This is a genomic window from Microbulbifer bruguierae (assembly GCF_029869925.1).
In the GTDB taxonomy this organism is placed as follows: domain Bacteria; phylum Pseudomonadota; class Gammaproteobacteria; order Pseudomonadales; family Cellvibrionaceae; genus Microbulbifer; species Microbulbifer bruguierae.
The window spans coordinates 2,645,666-2,663,986 of sequence record NZ_CP118605.1; the positions used below are offsets into that span (position 1 = coordinate 2,645,666).

An 18,321-nucleotide genomic window follows, 5' to 3' on the forward strand; every position below is an offset into this window, starting at 1 on the left:
ATTCATCCCGTCGTCAGCTCGACGCCAGTCATCGCACAGTCACCCCAGCCACGCTGTCGGCTTCTAGGCTTTGATAAGTGATGGGAACAACGGAATTTCGAAGAGGTAACGCGATGAAACCCCGCATGATGGTCGCGGCGCTGCTGGGAGCCGCAGCAGCCAGTGCCGCCCTGGCTACGGAAGATACCAGTGTTGTCGACAATCAAGCCATGGAGCATGTGGAAGTCATTGGCTATCCGGCGCCACTGGCCACGCAGGCCGCCGATAGCGACCCCGAGCAACTGGCTGAACAGTTGCGCCAACAACAACGCCAGGAACTGTTAAAGGCTGCTCGCGACGATCAGCTGCAACAACTGGAAACCTTTCGTCTGGAAGGTGAGCGCCTGACGGCTGATGCGCTGGCACAGCAGCAAGAGCAGGTCGAAGAGAGCGGGGATTCGCTTCTGGAACTAAAGCAGGAATCCGGCGAACCGCCACTGGAGTCCCAGAGTGAGGAGACGCTGGCGGAAGAGACCCAGGCGCAGGAACCCTCCTGATCCCCCATCTCAGCCAGCCTCAGTCAGGGATCTCGCCCAGGCACTTGCGCGCATCCGCGAGCAATTGCTCCATCAGCTGAGGATAACGCGCGTTTGCCGGCATCCTGGTGCCCAACGGGTCCAGCGCCTGATAGCCCAGATTGAGATGCTCTGCGGTCTGGCGGTCACGTTCATTCGCCGGGACCTCCCCGAACAGGCATCCACGTGTAGCGCCAGCCTGTCCGCGGCGGTGTTGTTCCAGCATTGTGCGGGCACCGTGCTGGTGACTGGCCGCGCCGCTCAGGCTTTTCACCTGCACCCCGGCAGGTCCAAAAAACTGGCTGTACGCCTGGTGGGTAGTGACGATGGGCACTTCCTTGTAGGCCCACAACGCCCTGTCCTGCACTTTCTGAAGATTCGCCATGGCGCGGGAAAAATCTCGCGCCCGCTGCTGATAACCTTCCGCGTTCACGGCATCCAGCACTACCAACCGGGAGGCAATCTGGGCTGCCATCACCGCCGCGTTGCGCGGGCGCAACCACAAATGGGGATCCGCAGGATCGGCGCCCTCGAACTCATAACCCGTTTTGTCCTGTAACAACCGCAACTGCCGCGCCGCAGGTACCAGCGCCATCTGCCGCGCGAGTACCGTCTCCATCTCAGGCCCCATCCACACCACCAGCTGTGCCGATTCCATCGCCATGCGATCGGTAACTTTCGGCGCATAGTGGTGAGGATCCGCATTGGCGATCAACTGCCGAACCACCACGTTGTCTCCAGCCACCGCCCTGGCAATCATGGCAACGGGGCCAATGCTGGCGAGCAACGTCAGGCCATCGGTTGGCGGTTGATCGCGTTTCTCGGGTTCGGGGGCCTTGCCACAGCCGCTGAGGACAAGGGCGCAGACAATAAACAGGGCGGTAAGTGATCGGCAAAATCGGCTGGGCATGTACAAGCTGTCCTGCGGCAAATTTCCAGTAACAGAGGCAATATCAAAGGCTGACGATTCGGCGCCAGGTCGCGACACCGAGACGAACGCCGCCCCTCAAAGGGGGTGCGATATAATCACACCAGGCTTACACTCGCCAACCATTCACCCGTCCCGGTATCAATTCAGCTGACCAGGAGTACCCCCTGAGCACTTCCACACCGCTTATCCGCGCACGCAATCTCGGCCTGGAAGTCGCTGGACGGCAGCTGCTGCGGGACATCTCCCTGGATCTGTACGGCGGCGAAATCGTCACCGTGATTGGCCCCAACGGCGCCGGCAAAACTACTCTGCTGCGCCTGTTACTGGGTTTGACCAGGCCAACCAGCGGCACGGTGGAGCGCATGCCCGCGCTGCGCCTGGGCTACATGCCGCAACGTCTGCAAATTGACGGCACCATGCCAATGACAGTGGGGCGGTTCCTGCAGCTGGGTATCGACAACGTAGACGTCGCCCAGGCACTGGCGCGCGTCGCCGCCCCGCATCTGGCCAACGCGCGCCTGGCGGACCTGTCCGGGGGCGAAATGCAGCGGGTTCTGCTGGCTCGCGCCGCCGCGCGCAAGCCGCAACTACTGGTGCTGGACGAACCCACCCAGGGGGTCGACCTCGGAGGCCAGGCGGAGGTGTACCAATTGATTGCGCAACTACGCGATGAGCTGCACTGTGGAGTATTACTGGTTTCCCACGATCTGCACCTGGTGATGGCGGCCACCGACCGGGTGCTCTGTGTAAATCAACACATCTGCTGCCACGGCCACCCGGAACAGGTCAGCCGCGACCCCGCCTATCTGGAAATGTTTGGCGACAAGCTCGCGCTGTACACCCATCAACACAACCATCATCACGACCTGAGTGGCGATGTCGTGGATGAGTGCTGCGACCACAATCACGTACACGCAGTCACCCCTCCGCCTTCCCACCAGCTTGAACCCAAGAGCAGCGACGACCAGTGAACGACGTCTCCCAGATACTGAACAGCACTTTTCTCTGGTACGCCCTCGGCGCCGGCCTGCTGGTGGCCCTGGTCAGCGGTCCTCTCGGCTGCTTTGCGGTGTGGCGCCGCATGGCCTATTTCGGCGATACCCTCGCCCACTCGGCGCTACTCGGTGTCACCCTCGGGTTTGTACTGCATATCCAGCCAACCCTCGCTGTGGGTGCAAGCAGCTGCCTGCTAGCGCTATTACTGGTGTACTTCCACCGTCATCAGAACCTATCCGTGGACACCCTGCTCGGTATCCTCTCCCACTCCATGCTGGCATTGGGTATCGTCACCGTCAGCCTGCTGGAGATCAATGTAGACCTGCTGTCGTTGCTACTCGGTGATCTGCTGGCGGTTTCCTCCAATGACCTGATGCTGATGGCAGCAGCAGCGGCGGGAATTGCCGTGCTGCTCTTTTTGCTGTGGCCGAAACTGCTCGCGTTTACCCTGCACGAAGAGCTAGCCGCCGTAGAAGGTGTGAAAATTGAAGGAGTTCGGCTGGCACTGATGCTGATGCTGGCGCTGCTGATTGCCATCGCCATGAAGGTGGTTGGGGTACTGCTGATTACTGCACTCCTGATCATTCCGGCGGCCACTGCGCGGCGACTCTCCAGGACCCCGGAACAGATGGCCGGTTTCGCGTCACTCATTGGTTGTATCGCGGTTTTGCTCGGACTGAGCGCATCAATCATCTGGGACAGTCCCGCAGGCCCCTCTATCGTACTCGCGGCGGGGCTACTCTTTTTGCTGGGACAGTTTTTATACCGTGAACAGGTAAACTGAGTTTGTCCGTAATCAACCCGGGTATTTGAGTAGCGTCATGTGCAACAGATTGACGCCCCAGTGAGTAAGCACACAGGCCCAGAAGCTACCTCGCAATTGCCACACCAGTGCGTAACCGAGGCCGGCAACACCCACCAATGCCAGCAAAACCGGTGATGCGGCCCAGCCCGTGTGCGCAGTGGTAAAGAGCAGCGTTACAACAATCGTTGGCAGCCACGGCCATTTTGTTAGCCACTCTGCCAACCCCCGTTGCAACACCCAGCGGAAAAACCCTTCCTCGGCAATGCACACCACCAGCAAATTGATCAGTGCCGCGATAGCAATGGTCGCCGTAAGCTTGGGATAGAATCCAATCAGAAAGGCGCCGGCAACAATGGGCACACCTATGGCAAGCCCCATTACCGGCAAGTCATGCCGGCTGAACGGTTGCGGCCGTATCAGCAATAGCAGAACGATGGTAATAGCAACTACCGCTTTGCCCGGCCGAAAACTGGCATAAATCGTATTGCCATCAGAATCGACATAGGGGGATAACAAAGGAATGTGCTGATTACCGGGAATTTTTCCGCTGGAAACGGTGTACATCAACAGCGCCGTGATAACAAAACTGACGGCCCTCTTCCAGCCCCGAACATTCTCTATTGCTACCAGCCCCATCCAGATGGCTGGCGCAAAAACGCCAATCCAACCGAAGGGTATTATTAGCAGACACAATAACGCCGCAGGCAACCAGATATATTTTTGTTCCATGGTACGTTCATCGCGAACGACGGGCGCACCAGATTCGAGCTTCAGCGTATACATTGGATTATGATTTAGCGACAAAAATACAGCCAGCGGCTATCAATAGAGACCCCCCAATCCGCATCGCATTCACTGACTCGCCCAGGAAGGCGTAGCCAAACAACAATGTAAAAATAAAGCTGAGTCCCACAAACGGATAGGCAATACTTAGGTCTACCCTGGATAACACCCAAAGCCACACAAGCACACTCACCGCATAGACGAAAATCCCTGAAAATACATGAGGACTAAATAGCACCCGCAAAATTCCTGCGACCCCGCCCTGCATAAAATCAACACCTGCACGCTGCATACCCAGCTTGAGCAATAACTGTGCACAAGCAGACATAAATACGGTCACCAAAATAACCGATAGGTTCATCGTATTCATGCCAACACCTCCATAGATGGCATCCAGGCTGCCGCGAGGACCCCTGCAAGTAATATACCGGTTGCCCAGCTACGTTTGTCTTTGATGGCAAATGCAATGGGATCCTCATCGATTTCCCCGCGTGAGGCCATAATCAGTATGCGGATGATCCAGTAAGCAAATAGAGGACAAGCCAGCCAGAGAACCAGCGGGCTGTGATACATCTGCACCACTTCATTACTGTTCACATACATCGCAAATACCAGTATGGATACCATACCGGCAGAAGATGCGAGACTCGTCAAAACACTCAGATCGGAAACGAAATATCCTCTACCAGAAACTTTATCAACAGCCGTATCCGCGTTTATTTTTTTATGAATCTCTGAAATTCGTTTCACCAACGCCAGACACAGAAATACGAACATCGAGAAAGCTAGTAACCAATAGGATAGCGGGACATCAATAGCAGCTGCTCCTGCGATAATTCGTAAGGTATACAGGCCGGCGAGTACAACGATGTCTACAGTCTGTAATCGTTTGAAAAGGAAACTGTAACCCAAGGTTAATACGACATATATGCACAATGTTGCTGCAAACCAAACCGGTAATAGTGCAAGCAATGTTCCCGAACCCAAAAAAAGGACTAAGCACAACAACAATCCCGTTTTTATTGGCATCACCCCGGAAGCCAGCGGCCGGGTCTTCTTTTTCCAGTGTATCCGATCAGAATCAAGATCTGATATATCATTAATGATGTAAGTAGCTGACGCGCACAAGCCGAAGCAAAAAAAAGCAACAATAATATTTGAAAATGAAGCCTGATCGAACAGCTTGTGTGACGTCAGCAATGGGACAAGCAGCAATACATTTTTTGCCCACTGATGGATCCGCATTTGCGCCAATATCGTGCCGATCGATAGTTTCTTGGTTGGCACCAATGTCTCTATTTGGCAAATTTTCGCCACTTGTGACGGCAATTTGTCAGATGGACCTACAACAACGGCAGAGTCGGCAAACTTCCAAACCTTAAGGTCTTTGGCTTCATTACCTACGTAAGAAAAACCTCGCTCGCCAAACTTATCTTTTAACAAATTCGCTTTTTTTGAACCCGTGAGATTTGTATCGATATTCGTCGCATATACCTCATCGAATAACCCAAGGTGTTCGGTGATGGCATGGGCAAATCTTTCACTGGCACCAGTACATAGAATCAACCTGCGCCCCGCTTTTTTCTGCTCTTTCAGGTACTGAATCAGTTGATCGTTGTAGGGTAGGCAGCCTGCGTCAATCATGACTTTCTGAGCCAGGCGGTATTTGAGATAAGCAATACCTCGCATAAGCCACAGCGGCAGCAGAAAAATATCCCAGGGGCGGACGAAAATATTGCGTACGAAGGACTCATACAGAAGGTCGGTATTGATCAGGCTCCCATCGAGATCCACAATCATGGGTGACGAATTATTAGTCACTTTGCTCACTCCATAAGCAATAATATGTTCGGCGGTATCGGGACCGCCCCTTCCAGACACAACAGTGTGCCTGACCTCCATGGCCAAAGGTGATCAATCGTCGGAAAGATCCATCAAATTTACCGATAATCGTGTCGAAATAAATTAATCCACTATACGATCCGGTAAATTTCCGGCAAGGATATCGCATCCGCGCCGATATTTAACAAACGATATAACAATCGACAGCAACAAATATACCATTCTGTTCACTGACAATCCTGTTCAGAATATTTTTAAATCGAAATACAGTTAGCTTATAGTGTTGCAATATACACAAGGATGACCAAGCAGGAAATCATGGAACGATTAAGCGCTCTGTTACCAAAATTGAGCTTTGTGCTCACCCTCGCCACTGGCCTGCGTTTGCTTTGGGCTCTATTGATTCCGGTCGTTCCTCTGTCTGACAGTCATGCCTACGACATATTCGCGCTAAATATCTGGCAGCACGGGACATATGGCTGGTCACCTGAAACCCCGGAAAGTTATTGGGCGGTGGGAACTTCGGCGCTGTATGCCAGCCTGTATATGCTGTTTGGCCACAGTTACTGGCCAATTGTATTTATCAATATTCTGCTCTCTGTGGGAATCATCTATTTTTCTTATCGGCTGTGCGAAGTTTTTCTACCGTATTCTCGCGCGCCAATTCTCACCGCTTACCTACTCACTTTTTGGCCCACAGGCATCCTCTATGTGACAGTACTGGCCAGCGAATTGCCCTATATGTTTTTGTCCATGGCCGGCTTTTATTATTTTGTCACAGCACCGGCAACCATTAGTCGCTTCACCTTAACCGCGGGGCTGCTTTTCGCGGCGGCCTACTATGTACGGCCACTAATCACCGTTGCAATCTTGATGTTTGCCATTTCCTGCGTTCTGTACTCGACACAACGCTTTTCCCAGGTTTGCGGCCGAACCCTGTGTGCCCTGGCTGTAATCGTAATCATGGTGGCACCTTGGGCCTATCGAAACTACCAGCTCTATCACGATTTTGTGCCGAATTCGTCAAACGGTGGCTCTGTTTTCTGGATGGGGAACTCCCCCGATACCGATGGTGGTTATGCAAATATCCCAAAAAATGTAAAAGACCAGGCCGGCAATACTTATGAGCAAAGTAAGATTCTCAAACAACAGGCTCTGGAGTATATCGCTGCCGAGCCAGTCGCCTTTGTTAAACGCAGTTTTTACAAGCTTTACAGGTTTCACAGTTATGAAACTATCGGAGTCAGCTGGAATAGAGAGGGGATTGAAAAAACACTGGGACAGCGTGCACTGTTGCCCCTCAAGGCGTTGACACAGTTTTACTGGCTCATTCTGGTGGCTTGCGGATTTGTCGGTATGTTACTGATGTGGAGAAACTTTACACTTTGGAAGCTGGCGTGCCACCCCTTTACTCTCAGCTGGGCAAGCAGCGCAGGTATCCACGCCATAATTGTTTCCCAGGACCGCTATCACCTGCCTACGGTGCCATTCGTAGCGGCCTTCGCAGCTATTACCCTCGTCTGGCTTTTTGATTTTTACCAAGCGCGGTTGCAACGTCAAAGAATGAGAGCCGTCGACAATATTTCACCAGGCAGTCGCTAAAAATTCACGTTCGTATCAACCCCGATATGTCGCACGTATTGAGCGATAGGTCAGTTTCATTTTTGCCGGATCGAGGGGCGCCTTGAAAAACCCGTGATAGTGTCCTCGGGGATTGATCAGTACTACCTGCGAGCCGTGATCTATGGTGTAGTCACCATTTTCCAACGGCACCTTGTTAAAGGGCACATTCAGCTGGGTAGCAAAACGCTTGAGACTCAGAAATTCACCGGTCACTCCGTAAAAATTCGGGTTAAAGTAGCGAACATAATCGCCCAATTGCTTGGGCTTGTCCCGCTGGGGGTCTACTGAAACCAGTACAATATCGGTGTCAACGCGGGTCACTTCATCCAGAGTCTTGTAAAAATTATTCAGTGTAGCGAGGGTACCAGGGCATACATCCGGACAGTGCGTAAACCCAAAAAACACCAGCGTCCAGCGCCCCTCGAATTGCGACGTTGTGAATACCTCGCCGGAATCCGCTAGCAATTCGAATTCATCCAGAATACGCGGACGCTCTAATTTTATCGCACCATTTATTTGTAATTCGGTGTCTGAAATAACCCGCGGTTGCTTCAGTTTGTGCACAAACCCCACAAGCACTGCAATAATGAATATGACGATTACCAACACCGTCAACAAAATTCCGCGCTTCTGTTCCGGTGTATGCTGCACATTCCCACCCATGATCAAACCCCACTTGTTGGCAATGCCACCAGATAGTGATCCAGCAGCATGATGCAGAAAAGTGCCATCAGGTAGATGATCGAATACTTGAAAGTTTCCATGCCTGCTTTGGGATTTTTGCCCCGCAGCATTTCCACCGCCCAGTAGAGAAATCCAAGACCTAATATCACAGCCCCCAGAAGGTAGATCCAACCCAGCATCGCCGTAGCAAAAGGCAGCAGACTGACGGCGAGCAGCATAAAGGTATACAGGAGAATATGAACTTTGGTGTAGTGCTCACCATGGGTAATCGGCAACATGGGAATTTCTGCTTTCGCGTATTCATCCCGACGATGCACGGCGAGCGCCCAGAAATGAGGTGGTGTCCAGGCAAAAATAATCAGCGCCAGTAGCAGGCCATGACCATGGATATCACCGGTAACCGCAACCCACCCCAATAGCGGCGGCGCTGCACCGGCAAGACCTCCGATCACAATATTCTGTGGTGTCGCGCGTTTAAGGAACATGGTGTAGATCACTGCGTATCCCAGCAGCGAGAATAGCGTCAGCCATGCGGTAAGCGCATTGATAAACCCGAGTAGTATTGTCATGCCGATGCAGCCCAGGAACAGCGCAAATCCCAGGGCCTTTTGCGGCTCGACCCGACCACGCGCCACGGGACGGTTGTTGGTGCGAGCCATTTTGACATCGATATGACGATCGACGACATGGTTGACCGTTGCAGCCGCGCCCGCGCACAGGGCTATACCGAGATTACCCAGGATCAGCACATCCAGTGGCACCATGCCCGGAGTAGCCAGCAGCATGCCGATCACCGAGGTAAGGATCATCAGCATCACCACCCGCGGTTTGGTGAGTTCGTAGTAATCGCGCCAACCTGCGCTGTGAACATTTACTGCCTGAGTACTCATGGTCACCACCTCATTGTCATTATTATGTTATCGAAGTCCTTTCGATGGGGTATTCGACATTAGGGGATATGAATCACGCTTTGTGATGGCGCAACCACCCGTGGTGTTATAGGAAACCAAACATCCCTAACACATTACATCTTCCCAATATCTGGTTGCACGGTGTTTATCCGGTAACAGAATGTCAGCAGGCACAACAGCAACAGAGCCGCGCCGGCGTTGTGCGCTACCGCTATCGGCAACGGCAGTGACATCACCACGTTCGCAATTCCCAAACTCACTTGCAAGCACAACACTGCAAGCAGTCCCTTTGCCCAGCGACGCGACCCGGCCCGCCAGGCCCTAAACGCCACCAGACACACCAGCAAGCTGACGATAATCGCGCCCAGCCGATGCGTCAGATGAATGGCCGTACGCGCATCGTTTTCCAGGGCTCCGCCCAGATAATTAGGACCGATATGCTGAGCCACATTAAAGCCTTCACTGAAGTCTGCCGCCGGCCACCACTGGTTATGACAAGTGGGAAAATCTGGACAGGCCAGCGCGGCGTAATTCGCACTGGTCCAGCCACCGAGCGCGATCTGCAGACCTACCGCAATCACCGCTACAATGGCCAGTGGCCGAAGCTTTTGCAGCGCGGTAAATTCTCTGGGGGATATCAGGCGCCGGCGATAGCGCAAGCGTTCCGCCAACATCCACAGAACCGCAAGGGTAGACATTCCCCCAAGTAGATGGGCGGTAACCACTTGAGGCCAAAGCTTCAGGGTGACAGTCCACATGCCAAATACCGCCTGCAACAGGATCAAGCCGAGGAGTATGTGGCTCTGAACAAAGCCGCGATGTCCCCGGCGACGCCAGAACATGTAGGTGAGTCCGACAACGAGTAATAACAACGTCCCGGCAAAGTAACGGTGAACCATTTCCGGCCAGGTCTTGTCCGTCTCCACTGGAGCATCGGGATACGCAAGGTTGGCCGCTTCGATTTCATGGCTCTCGTTCGGCCACAACAAATGGCCATAACAACCGGGCCAGTCGGGGCATCCGAGACCTGCGTGAGACAGACGGGTGAATGCCCCCAATACCACAACGACCAGCGCGAGAAAGGTACCGACCAGGGCAAGACGGAAACGCCAGTCATTTTTGTAGTTTTTACGCAGTTCAGTAATGTCAGATTCTACGCGCATTAGCACCTTCCCTGCTCCTTACTGTTCGTAGGAGTACTTCAGTAGACGTTTGATATCTTTGAGTAGCTGGTTTCCGCTGTGGCGGTTGTCGTAAACCATCATCGCGAACCCTCGCTGGTCCAGCAGCAATGTGCTGGGACGTTTTAAATTCGCGTGGTCACTATTTGCCAGCCACAAATCGATCTGTTGCGAATCCACGGTGGCAAAATGCAAGCGAGGATGCTGGCTGGCAAGTTCCCCCTGGTACGCTGCACTAAGAGGCTCACTCGTAATAAGTAACCGCTCTACCCGACTGGCCTTTTCACCTAGGCGGATATGTACTTGGCGTGTGGTATAGAGCAGCTTTTCGCATTCGCCCGCGCACTTGTCATCCGTCACAATCAGATAACGCCACTTGGGGGATTCCAAAGAGAGATCTACCCTTTTCCCACCACTCGACAGGAGTTCGATATCCGAAATACTGAGCGGCGGACTCAGGAGCTCTCCCTGATTAACTTTCCCCATGGGCATGCCGACACCGGTGTAAAACACGATGTAGGCGGCAATAATGGGTAGCGCCACAGCCGCAAGTACGCCGATACCGGCGAAGCGATTCAACCTCGCTGGTTGCGTCTCGGATCGGTTTGAGGCTACCACGGTTTCGATGGGAAGATTCTCAGCCACGTTTCCACCTCGCTGTTGCACCGTTACGACCCAAAAAGTGCGGCTCGGGTGCTCGTTATTTTTATGGTTTGATTATGTCCTTTCCGACGGTCTTTTAAACCACTTTTCTCGCACTATTTGCTTTAGATTGGTGGCTGCGAGTAGCCAGAGTACCAGCAAGGCAACGGCCATGGAAAACCACTGTACTGCATAGGCGATATGCTTCTGCGGCCTGATATTGACCAACTGCCAGTTGGTCAAAAAAGCCGTATCCGAATCAGCACTCAGACGAATGTGCCAGGACGCATGGTTTAGATTCAGACTTTCATTGAAGGACGGACCCAGCTGCTGAATTCGGCTGTGTGGTGCCAGCCGTACTTGTCGAGTTTGAGCCTGGTCATTGGTGATACTCGGATACAGAAATCCGGTAATGACTTTGGCTGCCAGCGGATAGGCAACCGCAGGAACCTTTGTGCGGTCACTGCCCGCGGGTAACCAACCACGATTAATCAGCCAACGAGCCTCGCCCTGTGAACTGTTTCCGGTTTCGAACACCTGTAGAATTTCATAGCCCACCCGTCCGTTGCGGGTGCGATTGTCGAGGTAGAAGAATTCATCGGTATAAAAGCCGGTCAATCGTACCGGGATGTACGTTTTCAGCTCTTGTATTTGATCGATTTTCTTTGGCTGAGCGGCGAGACGGGCATCAATGTCGTCCAGTATTTGCTGTTTTTGACCTGCCCGATACAACTGCCAGTTGCCGAGCACAATCAATGCGGGCAATAAACATAGACAAAGGATTGTGAGTGGCCAGTTGCGGATAAATGCTACACTGGTTTCTCGTGATGGTTCCCGATTTTTGGTGGAGACTATACCTGTCCCGGTAACGAATGCGTCGTCGTATTCTGTGGGCGACCTGTTGGGAGCTGTCATGCCAATAAATACTTCTATAAATGGCGTTTATTATGTGGCTTAAAGCAATAATTGTATTGTTGTTTCTCGCCGTGCTGGCCAGCCTGACCAGCGCCCTTGTTTTTCTTCTGCGCGATATGGGTGCACCCGAATCGAAGCGCACGCTCTATGCACTGGGTATTCGTATTTCCCTCGCTGCACTGCTATTGCTCGCCATCTGGTATGGGTTTTACAGCGGAATCCTGTCCAATACTGCCCCCTGGGCCAACAAGTATTGATCGATTCTTGCGGCCCCGCTGCTTCCCTCGATGCGTTTCTCTATGCTGGATACATATTTAATAGAGGCCGCTATTCGGGCTTATTGATTGAGGCGATCAGCTAGGCACCCAATACGTAAACGAAGATAAACAGCCCCACCCAAACGACATCCACAAAGTGCCAGTACCAGCTGGCCGCTTCGAAACCAAAATGATCATCCGGTTTGAAGTGCTGGGCGATTACCGAACGCAACAGCATGATCAGTAACATGATGGTGCCCATCGTTACGTGAGCGCCGTGAAACCCGGTCAACATAAAGAACGTTGTACCATAAATGCCGGATTCCAGCGTCAAACCAAGATCCTGGTATGCCTCCATGTACTCTTCCACCTGAAAGAAGAGGAAGGAAGCACCCAATACGATAGTAACACCGAGCCACAGATTGAAGCCCTGACGCTTGTTCTTTTTCAGAAAAACATGGGCAATATGCACGGTAACACTGGAAGCCAACAACAGAAAGGTATTCAGCAGCGGCAGGTGCCAGGGATCAATAATGCCTTTGGGTCCGACAACTTTCGCCGCATCGCCACTCACAGCCTGCTCCGGCGTTACCATCAGCGGCCAGGTATTCTGGAAACCTTCCCACAGCATATTTGAACTGCCACGGTCGCCCTCGCCACCCAACCATGGCAAGGTAAACGTACGAATGTAATAAAGAGCACCGAAGAAGGCTGCAAAGAACATCACCTCAGAAAAAATAAACCACCCCATACCCCATACATAGGAGCGCTTCAGCTGGTCACTGTTTAAGCCCTGCATATTTTCGCGAATGACCGCAGAAAACCAGAACCATAGCACCGTGGCCAACGACAGCGCGCCAGCGAAGAAAATATAGGAGGTGCCGCCATTCACCCAATTGGCAGCACCGAAGGCGGTAAGAAAAAGACCTGTGGTAGCGAAGATCGGCAGCCGGGACTGCTCGGGCACATAGTAGCTGCTTTCGGTAGCCATGATTATTTATCCCTCTCGCTCGGAGTCGGTATTTTTGTTGTTTGCCTGCTTGGCAATTCTTTCCGTCACGTCAAACAAAGTGTAGGAAAGCGTTATGGTTTTTACCCCTGCGGGCAGATCCGGGTCCACGATAAACCGCAGGCCCAGTTCAGCGGCTTCGCCGGCCGCCAGTATTTGCTGGTTGAAACAGAAACACTCGGTTTTATGAAAATAGTTTGCCGCCTTGAACGGCACAAGACTGGGAATCGCCTGCCCAACCATATCGCGATCGGTCGGGTTACGGGCATGGAATACCGTATCCACTGCTTCGCCAGGATGCACGCGCATCTCAACGACTGCCGGCTTGAATTCCCAGGGCATATTTTCGTTATTGCTGGCAACAAACTGCACATTTACCGTTCGCCTAGTGTCCACCGCGGCGGGAACCGCTTCGTAGCGGCTTCCGGTTTTGCCATTGAGGCCGGTGATTTCACAGAAAGCGTCATACAACGGTGGCATGACGAAAATCGCAAATCCAAGCATGCTGACCGCTAAGCCCAGCAACAAGACCGAAGTTTTCGCGTTTGCGCTCAACGACATCCTTACTATCCGCTTTACTTTTGTCAGCTCAACGAACAACCGGCGGAACGCTGAACGTGTGATACGGTGCAGGAGAAGGCACGGTCCACTCCAGTCCCTGCGGGTTCTCCCATACCTCGTCGGAGGCTTTGCGACCACCGCGAACGGTGCGAATCACGTTGAACAGAAATACGATTTGCGCGGCACCAAACAGGAAAGCACCAATACTTGCGATCTGGTTGAAGTCCGCAAACTGCAGCGCATAATCCGGAATACGTCGCGGCATGCCCGCGAGACCAACGAAGTGCATCGGGAAGAAGGTGACGTTCAGGCCAATAAACGCAAGCCAGAAGTGCACCTTGCCCATGGTTTCGTTGTACATGTTGCCGGTCCATTTCGGCAGCCAGTAATACACCCCTGCGGTAATGGAGAAAATGGCTCCGGGCACCAGCACATAGTGAAAATGTGCTACCACAAAGTAGGTGTCGTGGTACTGGAAGTCCGCCGGGGCAATCGCCAGCATCAGGCCGGAGAAGCCCCCAAGGGTAAACAGGATCACGAAGGCTATTGAGAACAGCATTGGCGTCTCGAATGTCATTGATCCCCGGAACATGGTGGTGACCCAGTTGAATACTTTTACCCCCGTGGGTACGGCGATCAGCATGGTGGCATACATGAAGAACAGTTCACCGGCGACAGGCATGCCGACGGTAAACATGTGGTGTGCCCATACGATAAAACTCAGGAACGCAATCGACGCAGTGGCATACACCATGGAGCTGTAGCCGAACAGCGGTTTGCGTGCGAAGGTGGGAATGATCGCCGACACGATTCCGAACGCCGGCAGGATCATGATGTATACCTCGGGGTGGCCGAAGAACCAGAACACATGCTGGAACAATACCGGGTCACCTCCGCCAGCGGCGCTGAAGAAGCTGGTGCCGAAATGGATATCCATCAACATCATGGTGACCACGCCCGCAAGCACTGGCATCACCGCAATCAGCAGATAGGCGGTAATCAGCCAGGTCCATACGAACAGTGGCATCTTCATCAGTGTCATGCCGGGCGCGCGCATGTTCAGGATGGTGGCGACAATATTGATTGCCCCCATGATGGACGACGCACCCATGATGTGAATGGAGAAGATAAAGAAGGTCACACTCGGCGGTGCGTATTCGGTGGACAGTGGTGCATAGAAAGTCCAGCCGAAGTTGGGCGCGCCACCTTCCATGAACAGCGTGGAAGCCAGCATCGCGAAGGCGAATGGAAGGATCCAGAAACTCCAGTTGTTCATGCGCGGCAGCGCCATATCCGGAGCGCCGATCATCATCGGCACCATCCAGTTGGCAAGACCAACAAAGGCCGGCATCACTGCGCCAAACACCATGATCAGTCCGTGCATGGTGGTCATCTGGTTGAAAAATGCCGGCTGCACAATCTGCAGGCCGGGCTGAAACAGTTCGGCGCGGATCACCAGCGCCATACATCCGCCAAGCAGGAACATCGCAAAACTGAACCACAGATACATCGAACCGATATCTTTGTGGTTCGTGGTATAGAGCCAGCGGGTAAAACCGGATTTCGGACCGTGTGCCATAACTAAACTCCTTTCGGCTCCTGCTTACTTATTCTTGAAATTGAGAATGTCGATGGGCTGCACGGTGTCGCCCATATTGTTACCGAAGGCATTGCGCTGGTAGGTGATGACCGCGGCGAGATCCACTTCATTGAGCTGCGCACCGAAGGCCTGCATCGCCGGGTTTTTCTGCGATCCATTTACCACCATGCTCAGGTGGCCATCCATACCGCCAGTGGCAACCTTGGAACCGGCAATGGCCGGGAATGCACCGGGCACCCCCTGTCCATTGGGCTGGTGGCAAGCCGCACAGGTACTTGCGTAAACTTTTTTGCCGCGCTCGTAAAGCTCGTCGAAGGTGAACGTCTTGTTGGTCAACTCCTTGATCAGTGCGGCCTGTTCGGCGCGCTCGCCAAGCCATGCGTGGTATTCGTCTTCCGGTACCGCCTTGACCACAATGGGCATAAAACCGTGGTCCTTGCCGCAGAGTTCCGCACACTGACCGCGATAAATACCGGGCTCGTCGATACGGGTCCAGGATTCGTTGACGAAGCCGGGAATTGCATCCTTCTTCACTGCCAGATCCGGCACCCACCAAGCGTGGATCACGTCGTTGGCGGTAATCAGGAAGCGGATTTTTTTGTTCACCGGCACGACCAATGGCTCGTCCACCTCCAGCAGGTAGTGATCACCTTTGGGTTGCTGGTTGTTGATTTGGGAATGCGGGGTAGCAAGATTGGAGAAATAGGAAACGTCGGAGCCCAGATAATCGTATTTCCACTTCCACTGGTAGCCGGTGATCATGATATTGAGATCGGCTTCCTTGGTGTCGTAGATATCGTAGAGGGTTTTGGTGGCGGGAATCGCCATGCCGATAAGAATCAGGGTGGGGACAATGGTCCAGGCCAGTTCAACAAGGGTACTCTCGTGAAACTGCGAGGCCTGGTATCCCTTACTTTTGCGGTGACGCCACATGCTGTAGAACATCACCCCGAAAACCACGATGCCAATTGCCACGCAGATCCAGAAAATCAGCATGTGCAGATCGTAGGTGGTACGGGAAACTTCGGTTACCCCCTGGGTCATATTGACCCCCCAGCGCTCTGCACCCTGAGCGGAATTTTGCGCAGTTTCCTGGGCAAAAATACCGGGCGCAATCGCAGAGAGGGTCAGAAAGGCGAACAGCCGTTTGAAGCCCATCAACATCGCCTGCAGATCTCCATGTTTGTTATTCTCGCGAGTCGCTTTCCTGCGATCACATTGCGGCGGCCCTGCCACACAGATACTGCGCTGTGTGCGGTCGCGGCTCTGCAACCATCAAGATAGCAAAACCCTGTAACAGCGATTGGCTGTTCCGAGAACTGGAGTCTGCCCGCATCATCAGACGGGAAGGTATCCACACATTCATGTGGACATGCTGTAGTAAAGCAAGACTACATACACTGTACGCGAACCGGGGGAGACCTCAGCTGCGCGTTACTGCTGTCAGTGCAACTTGTTATTTTTTACTTCAGATGTCGTCGCCCGGAAGGTACAACCAACTACCTGTGTCTTTTTGTCGCATCTAGCTCTGAGCAAAAGAAACACATCGCAACCGTAAAGTCAATTGAGGAAACGCTGATTAACCCCACAAGATCCCCGCGCACAGGCCGCTTCAGCACCCCATATTTGCGGGTCTGGCATCTCGCCTGGCCCATGATCGTGAGCAACATTACCGTGCCCCTGCTGGGTGCTGTAGACACTGCGGTTCTCGGGCACTTGCCGAGTGCGGAATATCTTTCCGGTGTCGCCATCGGAGCCAGTGTGATTTCCATGCTGTTGTGGGCATTCGGCTTTTTGCGGATGGGTACTACCGGGCTTGTCGCGCGCTCCGTGGACAGTGGCGCGGCCTGGCTGTTGCGGGCCCTGGGTCTGGCCTTCGCCCTTGGAATACTGCTACTGCTGCTCGCCTCACCATTGCTGCCCCTGATCACCCAGGGGATGAACGCCAGTGCGGATGCCGCGCCTCACGCCCACAGCTACCTGCAGATCCGTCTGCTAAGCGCACCACTGGCGCTGGCCAATTTTGCCCTGCTGGGATTTTTTATCGGCCGCGGTGACAGCCGCACGCCACTGGCGATCCTGGTTGCCGCCAATCTGCTCAATATCCTGCTGGACCTGGTCTTGATCCTGGGCTTGGACATGGGGGCCCGGGGCGCGGCCTGGGCCTCGGTGTGTGCGGATCTTGGTGGCTTTATCCTCGGATGGCGGCTGCTGGTAACCCGCCATCCAGCGGCACTGGAGGAAATCGGCAAATTCCGGGCGGCAAGAAACTTCTGGCCCTGGCAGCAGGCGGCCCCCTGGATGGAGCTGCTGCGGATCAATTCCGACCTGTTTGTCCGTACCTGCCTGCTGCTGTTTACCCTGACATTTTTTACCGCTCAGAGCGCCGGTCAGGGCGACACCCTACTGGCCGCCAATGCCATACTGCTGCAACTGCTGATGATGACCTCTTACGCACTGGACGGATTTGCTCACGCCACAGAGGCCCTGGTAGGACGCGCTGTCCGCGCCCGGTCGGCACCCCAATTCCAGCGCACCACGACCGCAGCCGGCGTCCTGGCGCTGGGTTCCGCACTGTTGATTACGCTGATACTGCTATTGGGGAAAGACTGGATTCTGCCGCTGTTCACGGACATTCCCGCGGTTTTGGCCGCCAGTGATGCCTATTACCCCTGGTTGTGTGCGTTGCCACTGGTGGCAGTTTGGAGCTACCAGCTGGATGGAGTATTTATCGGCGCGGGGAAAAGCCGCCAGATGCGTGACACCATGTTCATCGCGACTGTGATCGTGTTTTTACCTTGTTGGTGGTTTACCCGCCAATATAACAATGCCGGCATCTGGTTCAGCCTTTTTTTGTGGTTTGGCGCACGCTCCTCTGGGCTATTAGTCTACTTTTACATCTACACTAACAAAAAATATTGGATGTAACTGGAGGTACGGCACCCAGGCCTACTCCAACGTTAAGCAGTCTTGTCCGCTCTCTTTGCGTACTCTGTAGAGAGTCGCCCTGATCCAGGGGCAAAACGG

General features: G+C 53.6%; 19 protein-coding genes. 6 read left to right on the top strand and 13 right to left on the bottom strand.

What is annotated here, in order from left to right:
* Positions 1–113 precede the first annotated feature (113 nt).
* A complete protein-coding gene (locus PVT68_RS11000; RefSeq protein ID WP_280318002.1) occupies positions 114–536 on the top strand; it encodes a hypothetical protein in 423 nt (140 codons plus the stop codon).
* A gap of 19 nt (positions 537–555) precedes the next feature.
* Here PVT68_RS11000 and PVT68_RS11005 read toward each other — a convergent pair whose 3' ends face one another.
* Positions 556–1,464 (bottom strand): metal ABC transporter substrate-binding protein, encoded by a 909-nt coding sequence (locus PVT68_RS11005; RefSeq protein WP_280318004.1) that lies wholly within the window; start codon positions 1,462–1,464, stop codon positions 556–558.
* Positions 1,465–1,649: 185 nt separating this feature from the next.
* On the opposite strand from PVT68_RS11005, the gene znuC reads away from it, so the two are divergent.
* Both znuC and PVT68_RS11015 read left to right on the top strand, forming a co-directional pair.
* Entirely contained in the window at positions 1,650–2,456 is an 807-nt protein-coding gene (gene znuC / locus PVT68_RS11010; protein WP_328517471.1) for a zinc ABC transporter ATP-binding protein ZnuC, read from the top strand.
* On the top strand, positions 2,453–3,265 hold the full coding sequence (locus tag PVT68_RS11015; RefSeq protein WP_280318006.1) for an iron chelate uptake ABC transporter family permease subunit: 813 nt from the start codon (positions 2,453–2,455) through the stop codon (positions 3,263–3,265). Before znuC ends, PVT68_RS11015 begins: the two co-directional genes overlap by 4 nt.
* A 12-nt stretch (positions 3,266–3,277) precedes the next feature.
* Here PVT68_RS11015 and PVT68_RS11020 read toward each other — a convergent pair whose 3' ends face one another.
* The 3 genes from PVT68_RS11020 to PVT68_RS11030 form a co-directional block, all read right to left on the bottom strand.
* Positions 3,278–3,850 carry a CPBP family intramembrane glutamic endopeptidase gene (locus PVT68_RS11020; protein WP_280318008.1) on the bottom strand — a complete coding sequence of 191 codons (573 nt, stop codon included), beginning with the start codon at positions 3,848–3,850 and terminating at the stop codon, positions 3,278–3,280.
* A gap of 223 nt (positions 3,851–4,073) precedes the next feature.
* The gene (locus PVT68_RS11025; RefSeq protein ID WP_280318010.1) at positions 4,074–4,439 is read right to left on the bottom strand and encodes an EamA family transporter; all 366 of its coding nucleotides are present in this window, start codon (positions 4,437–4,439) and stop codon (positions 4,074–4,076) included.
* The gene (locus PVT68_RS11030; RefSeq protein ID WP_280318012.1) at positions 4,436–5,890 is read right to left on the bottom strand and encodes a UbiA family prenyltransferase; all 1,455 of its coding nucleotides are present in this window, start codon (positions 5,888–5,890) and stop codon (positions 4,436–4,438) included. The genes PVT68_RS11025 and PVT68_RS11030 overlap by 4 nt, the downstream gene beginning before the upstream one ends.
* Positions 5,891–6,211: 321 nt before the next feature.
* Here PVT68_RS11030 and PVT68_RS11035 point away from each other — a divergent pair, with 321 nt between their 5' ends.
* On the top strand, positions 6,212–7,513 hold the full coding sequence (locus tag PVT68_RS11035; protein ID WP_280318014.1) for a hypothetical protein: 1,302 nt from the start codon (positions 6,212–6,214) through the stop codon (positions 7,511–7,513).
* A gap of 15 nt (positions 7,514–7,528) precedes the next feature.
* On the opposite strand, the gene PVT68_RS11040 is transcribed toward PVT68_RS11035, so the two are convergent.
* The 5 genes from PVT68_RS11040 to PVT68_RS11060 form a co-directional block, all read right to left on the bottom strand.
* Positions 7,529–8,197, bottom strand: a complete 669-nt coding sequence (locus PVT68_RS11040) for an SCO family protein (RefSeq protein WP_280318016.1) — start codon at positions 8,195–8,197, stop codon at positions 7,529–7,531.
* Positions 8,198–8,199: 2 nt separating this feature from the next.
* Positions 8,200–9,108: a heme o synthase gene (gene cyoE / locus PVT68_RS11045; protein WP_280318018.1), complete on the bottom strand. Its 909-nt coding sequence runs from the start codon at positions 9,106–9,108 to the stop codon at positions 8,200–8,202.
* Between the two features lie 134 nt (positions 9,109–9,242).
* Positions 9,243–10,292 (bottom strand): COX15/CtaA family protein, encoded by a 1,050-nt coding sequence (locus PVT68_RS11050; RefSeq protein ID WP_280318020.1) that lies wholly within the window; start codon positions 10,290–10,292, stop codon positions 9,243–9,245.
* Positions 10,293–10,310: 18 nt separating this feature from the next.
* Positions 10,311–10,955, bottom strand: coding sequence for a hypothetical protein (locus PVT68_RS11055; RefSeq protein WP_280318022.1), 645 nt, complete (start codon positions 10,953–10,955; stop codon positions 10,311–10,313).
* 72 nt (positions 10,956–11,027) lie between these two features.
* On the bottom strand, positions 11,028–11,867 hold the full coding sequence (locus PVT68_RS11060; RefSeq protein WP_280318024.1) for an SURF1 family protein: 840 nt from the start codon (positions 11,865–11,867) through the stop codon (positions 11,028–11,030).
* 32 nt (positions 11,868–11,899) lie between these two features.
* Here PVT68_RS11060 and PVT68_RS11065 point away from each other — a divergent pair, with 32 nt between their 5' ends.
* On the top strand, positions 11,900–12,124 hold the full coding sequence (locus PVT68_RS11065; protein WP_280318025.1) for a DUF2909 domain-containing protein: 225 nt from the start codon (positions 11,900–11,902) through the stop codon (positions 12,122–12,124).
* Positions 12,125–12,224: 100 nt separating this feature from the next.
* Here PVT68_RS11065 and PVT68_RS11070 read toward each other — a convergent pair whose 3' ends face one another.
* Genes PVT68_RS11070 through coxB form a run of 4 tightly spaced genes read right to left on the bottom strand, consistent with a single transcriptional unit; the run spans position 12,225 to position 16,458 of the window.
* On the bottom strand, positions 12,225–13,115 hold the full coding sequence (locus tag PVT68_RS11070) for a cytochrome c oxidase subunit 3 (protein ID WP_280318027.1): 891 nt from the start codon (positions 13,113–13,115) through the stop codon (positions 12,225–12,227).
* A 6-nt stretch (positions 13,116–13,121) separates the two neighbouring features.
* Complete coding sequence (locus PVT68_RS11075) at positions 13,122–13,694, bottom strand: cytochrome c oxidase assembly protein (protein ID WP_280318029.1); 573 nt, start codon at positions 13,692–13,694, stop codon at positions 13,122–13,124.
* Positions 13,695–13,722: 28 nt separating this feature from the next.
* Positions 13,723–15,273: a cytochrome c oxidase subunit I gene (gene ctaD, locus PVT68_RS11080; protein ID WP_280318031.1), complete on the bottom strand. Its 1,551-nt coding sequence runs from the start codon at positions 15,271–15,273 to the stop codon at positions 13,723–13,725.
* A 24-nt stretch (positions 15,274–15,297) separates the two neighbouring features.
* Positions 15,298–16,458 (bottom strand): cytochrome c oxidase subunit II, encoded by a 1,161-nt coding sequence (coxB, locus tag PVT68_RS11085; RefSeq protein ID WP_280318033.1) that lies wholly within the window; start codon positions 16,456–16,458, stop codon positions 15,298–15,300.
* 489 nt (positions 16,459–16,947) lie between these two features.
* On the opposite strand from coxB, the gene PVT68_RS11090 reads away from it, so the two are divergent.
* Positions 16,948–18,222 (top strand): MATE family efflux transporter, encoded by a 1,275-nt coding sequence (locus tag PVT68_RS11090; RefSeq protein ID WP_280318035.1) that lies wholly within the window; start codon positions 16,948–16,950, stop codon positions 18,220–18,222.
* Positions 18,223–18,321 lie beyond the last annotated feature (99 nt).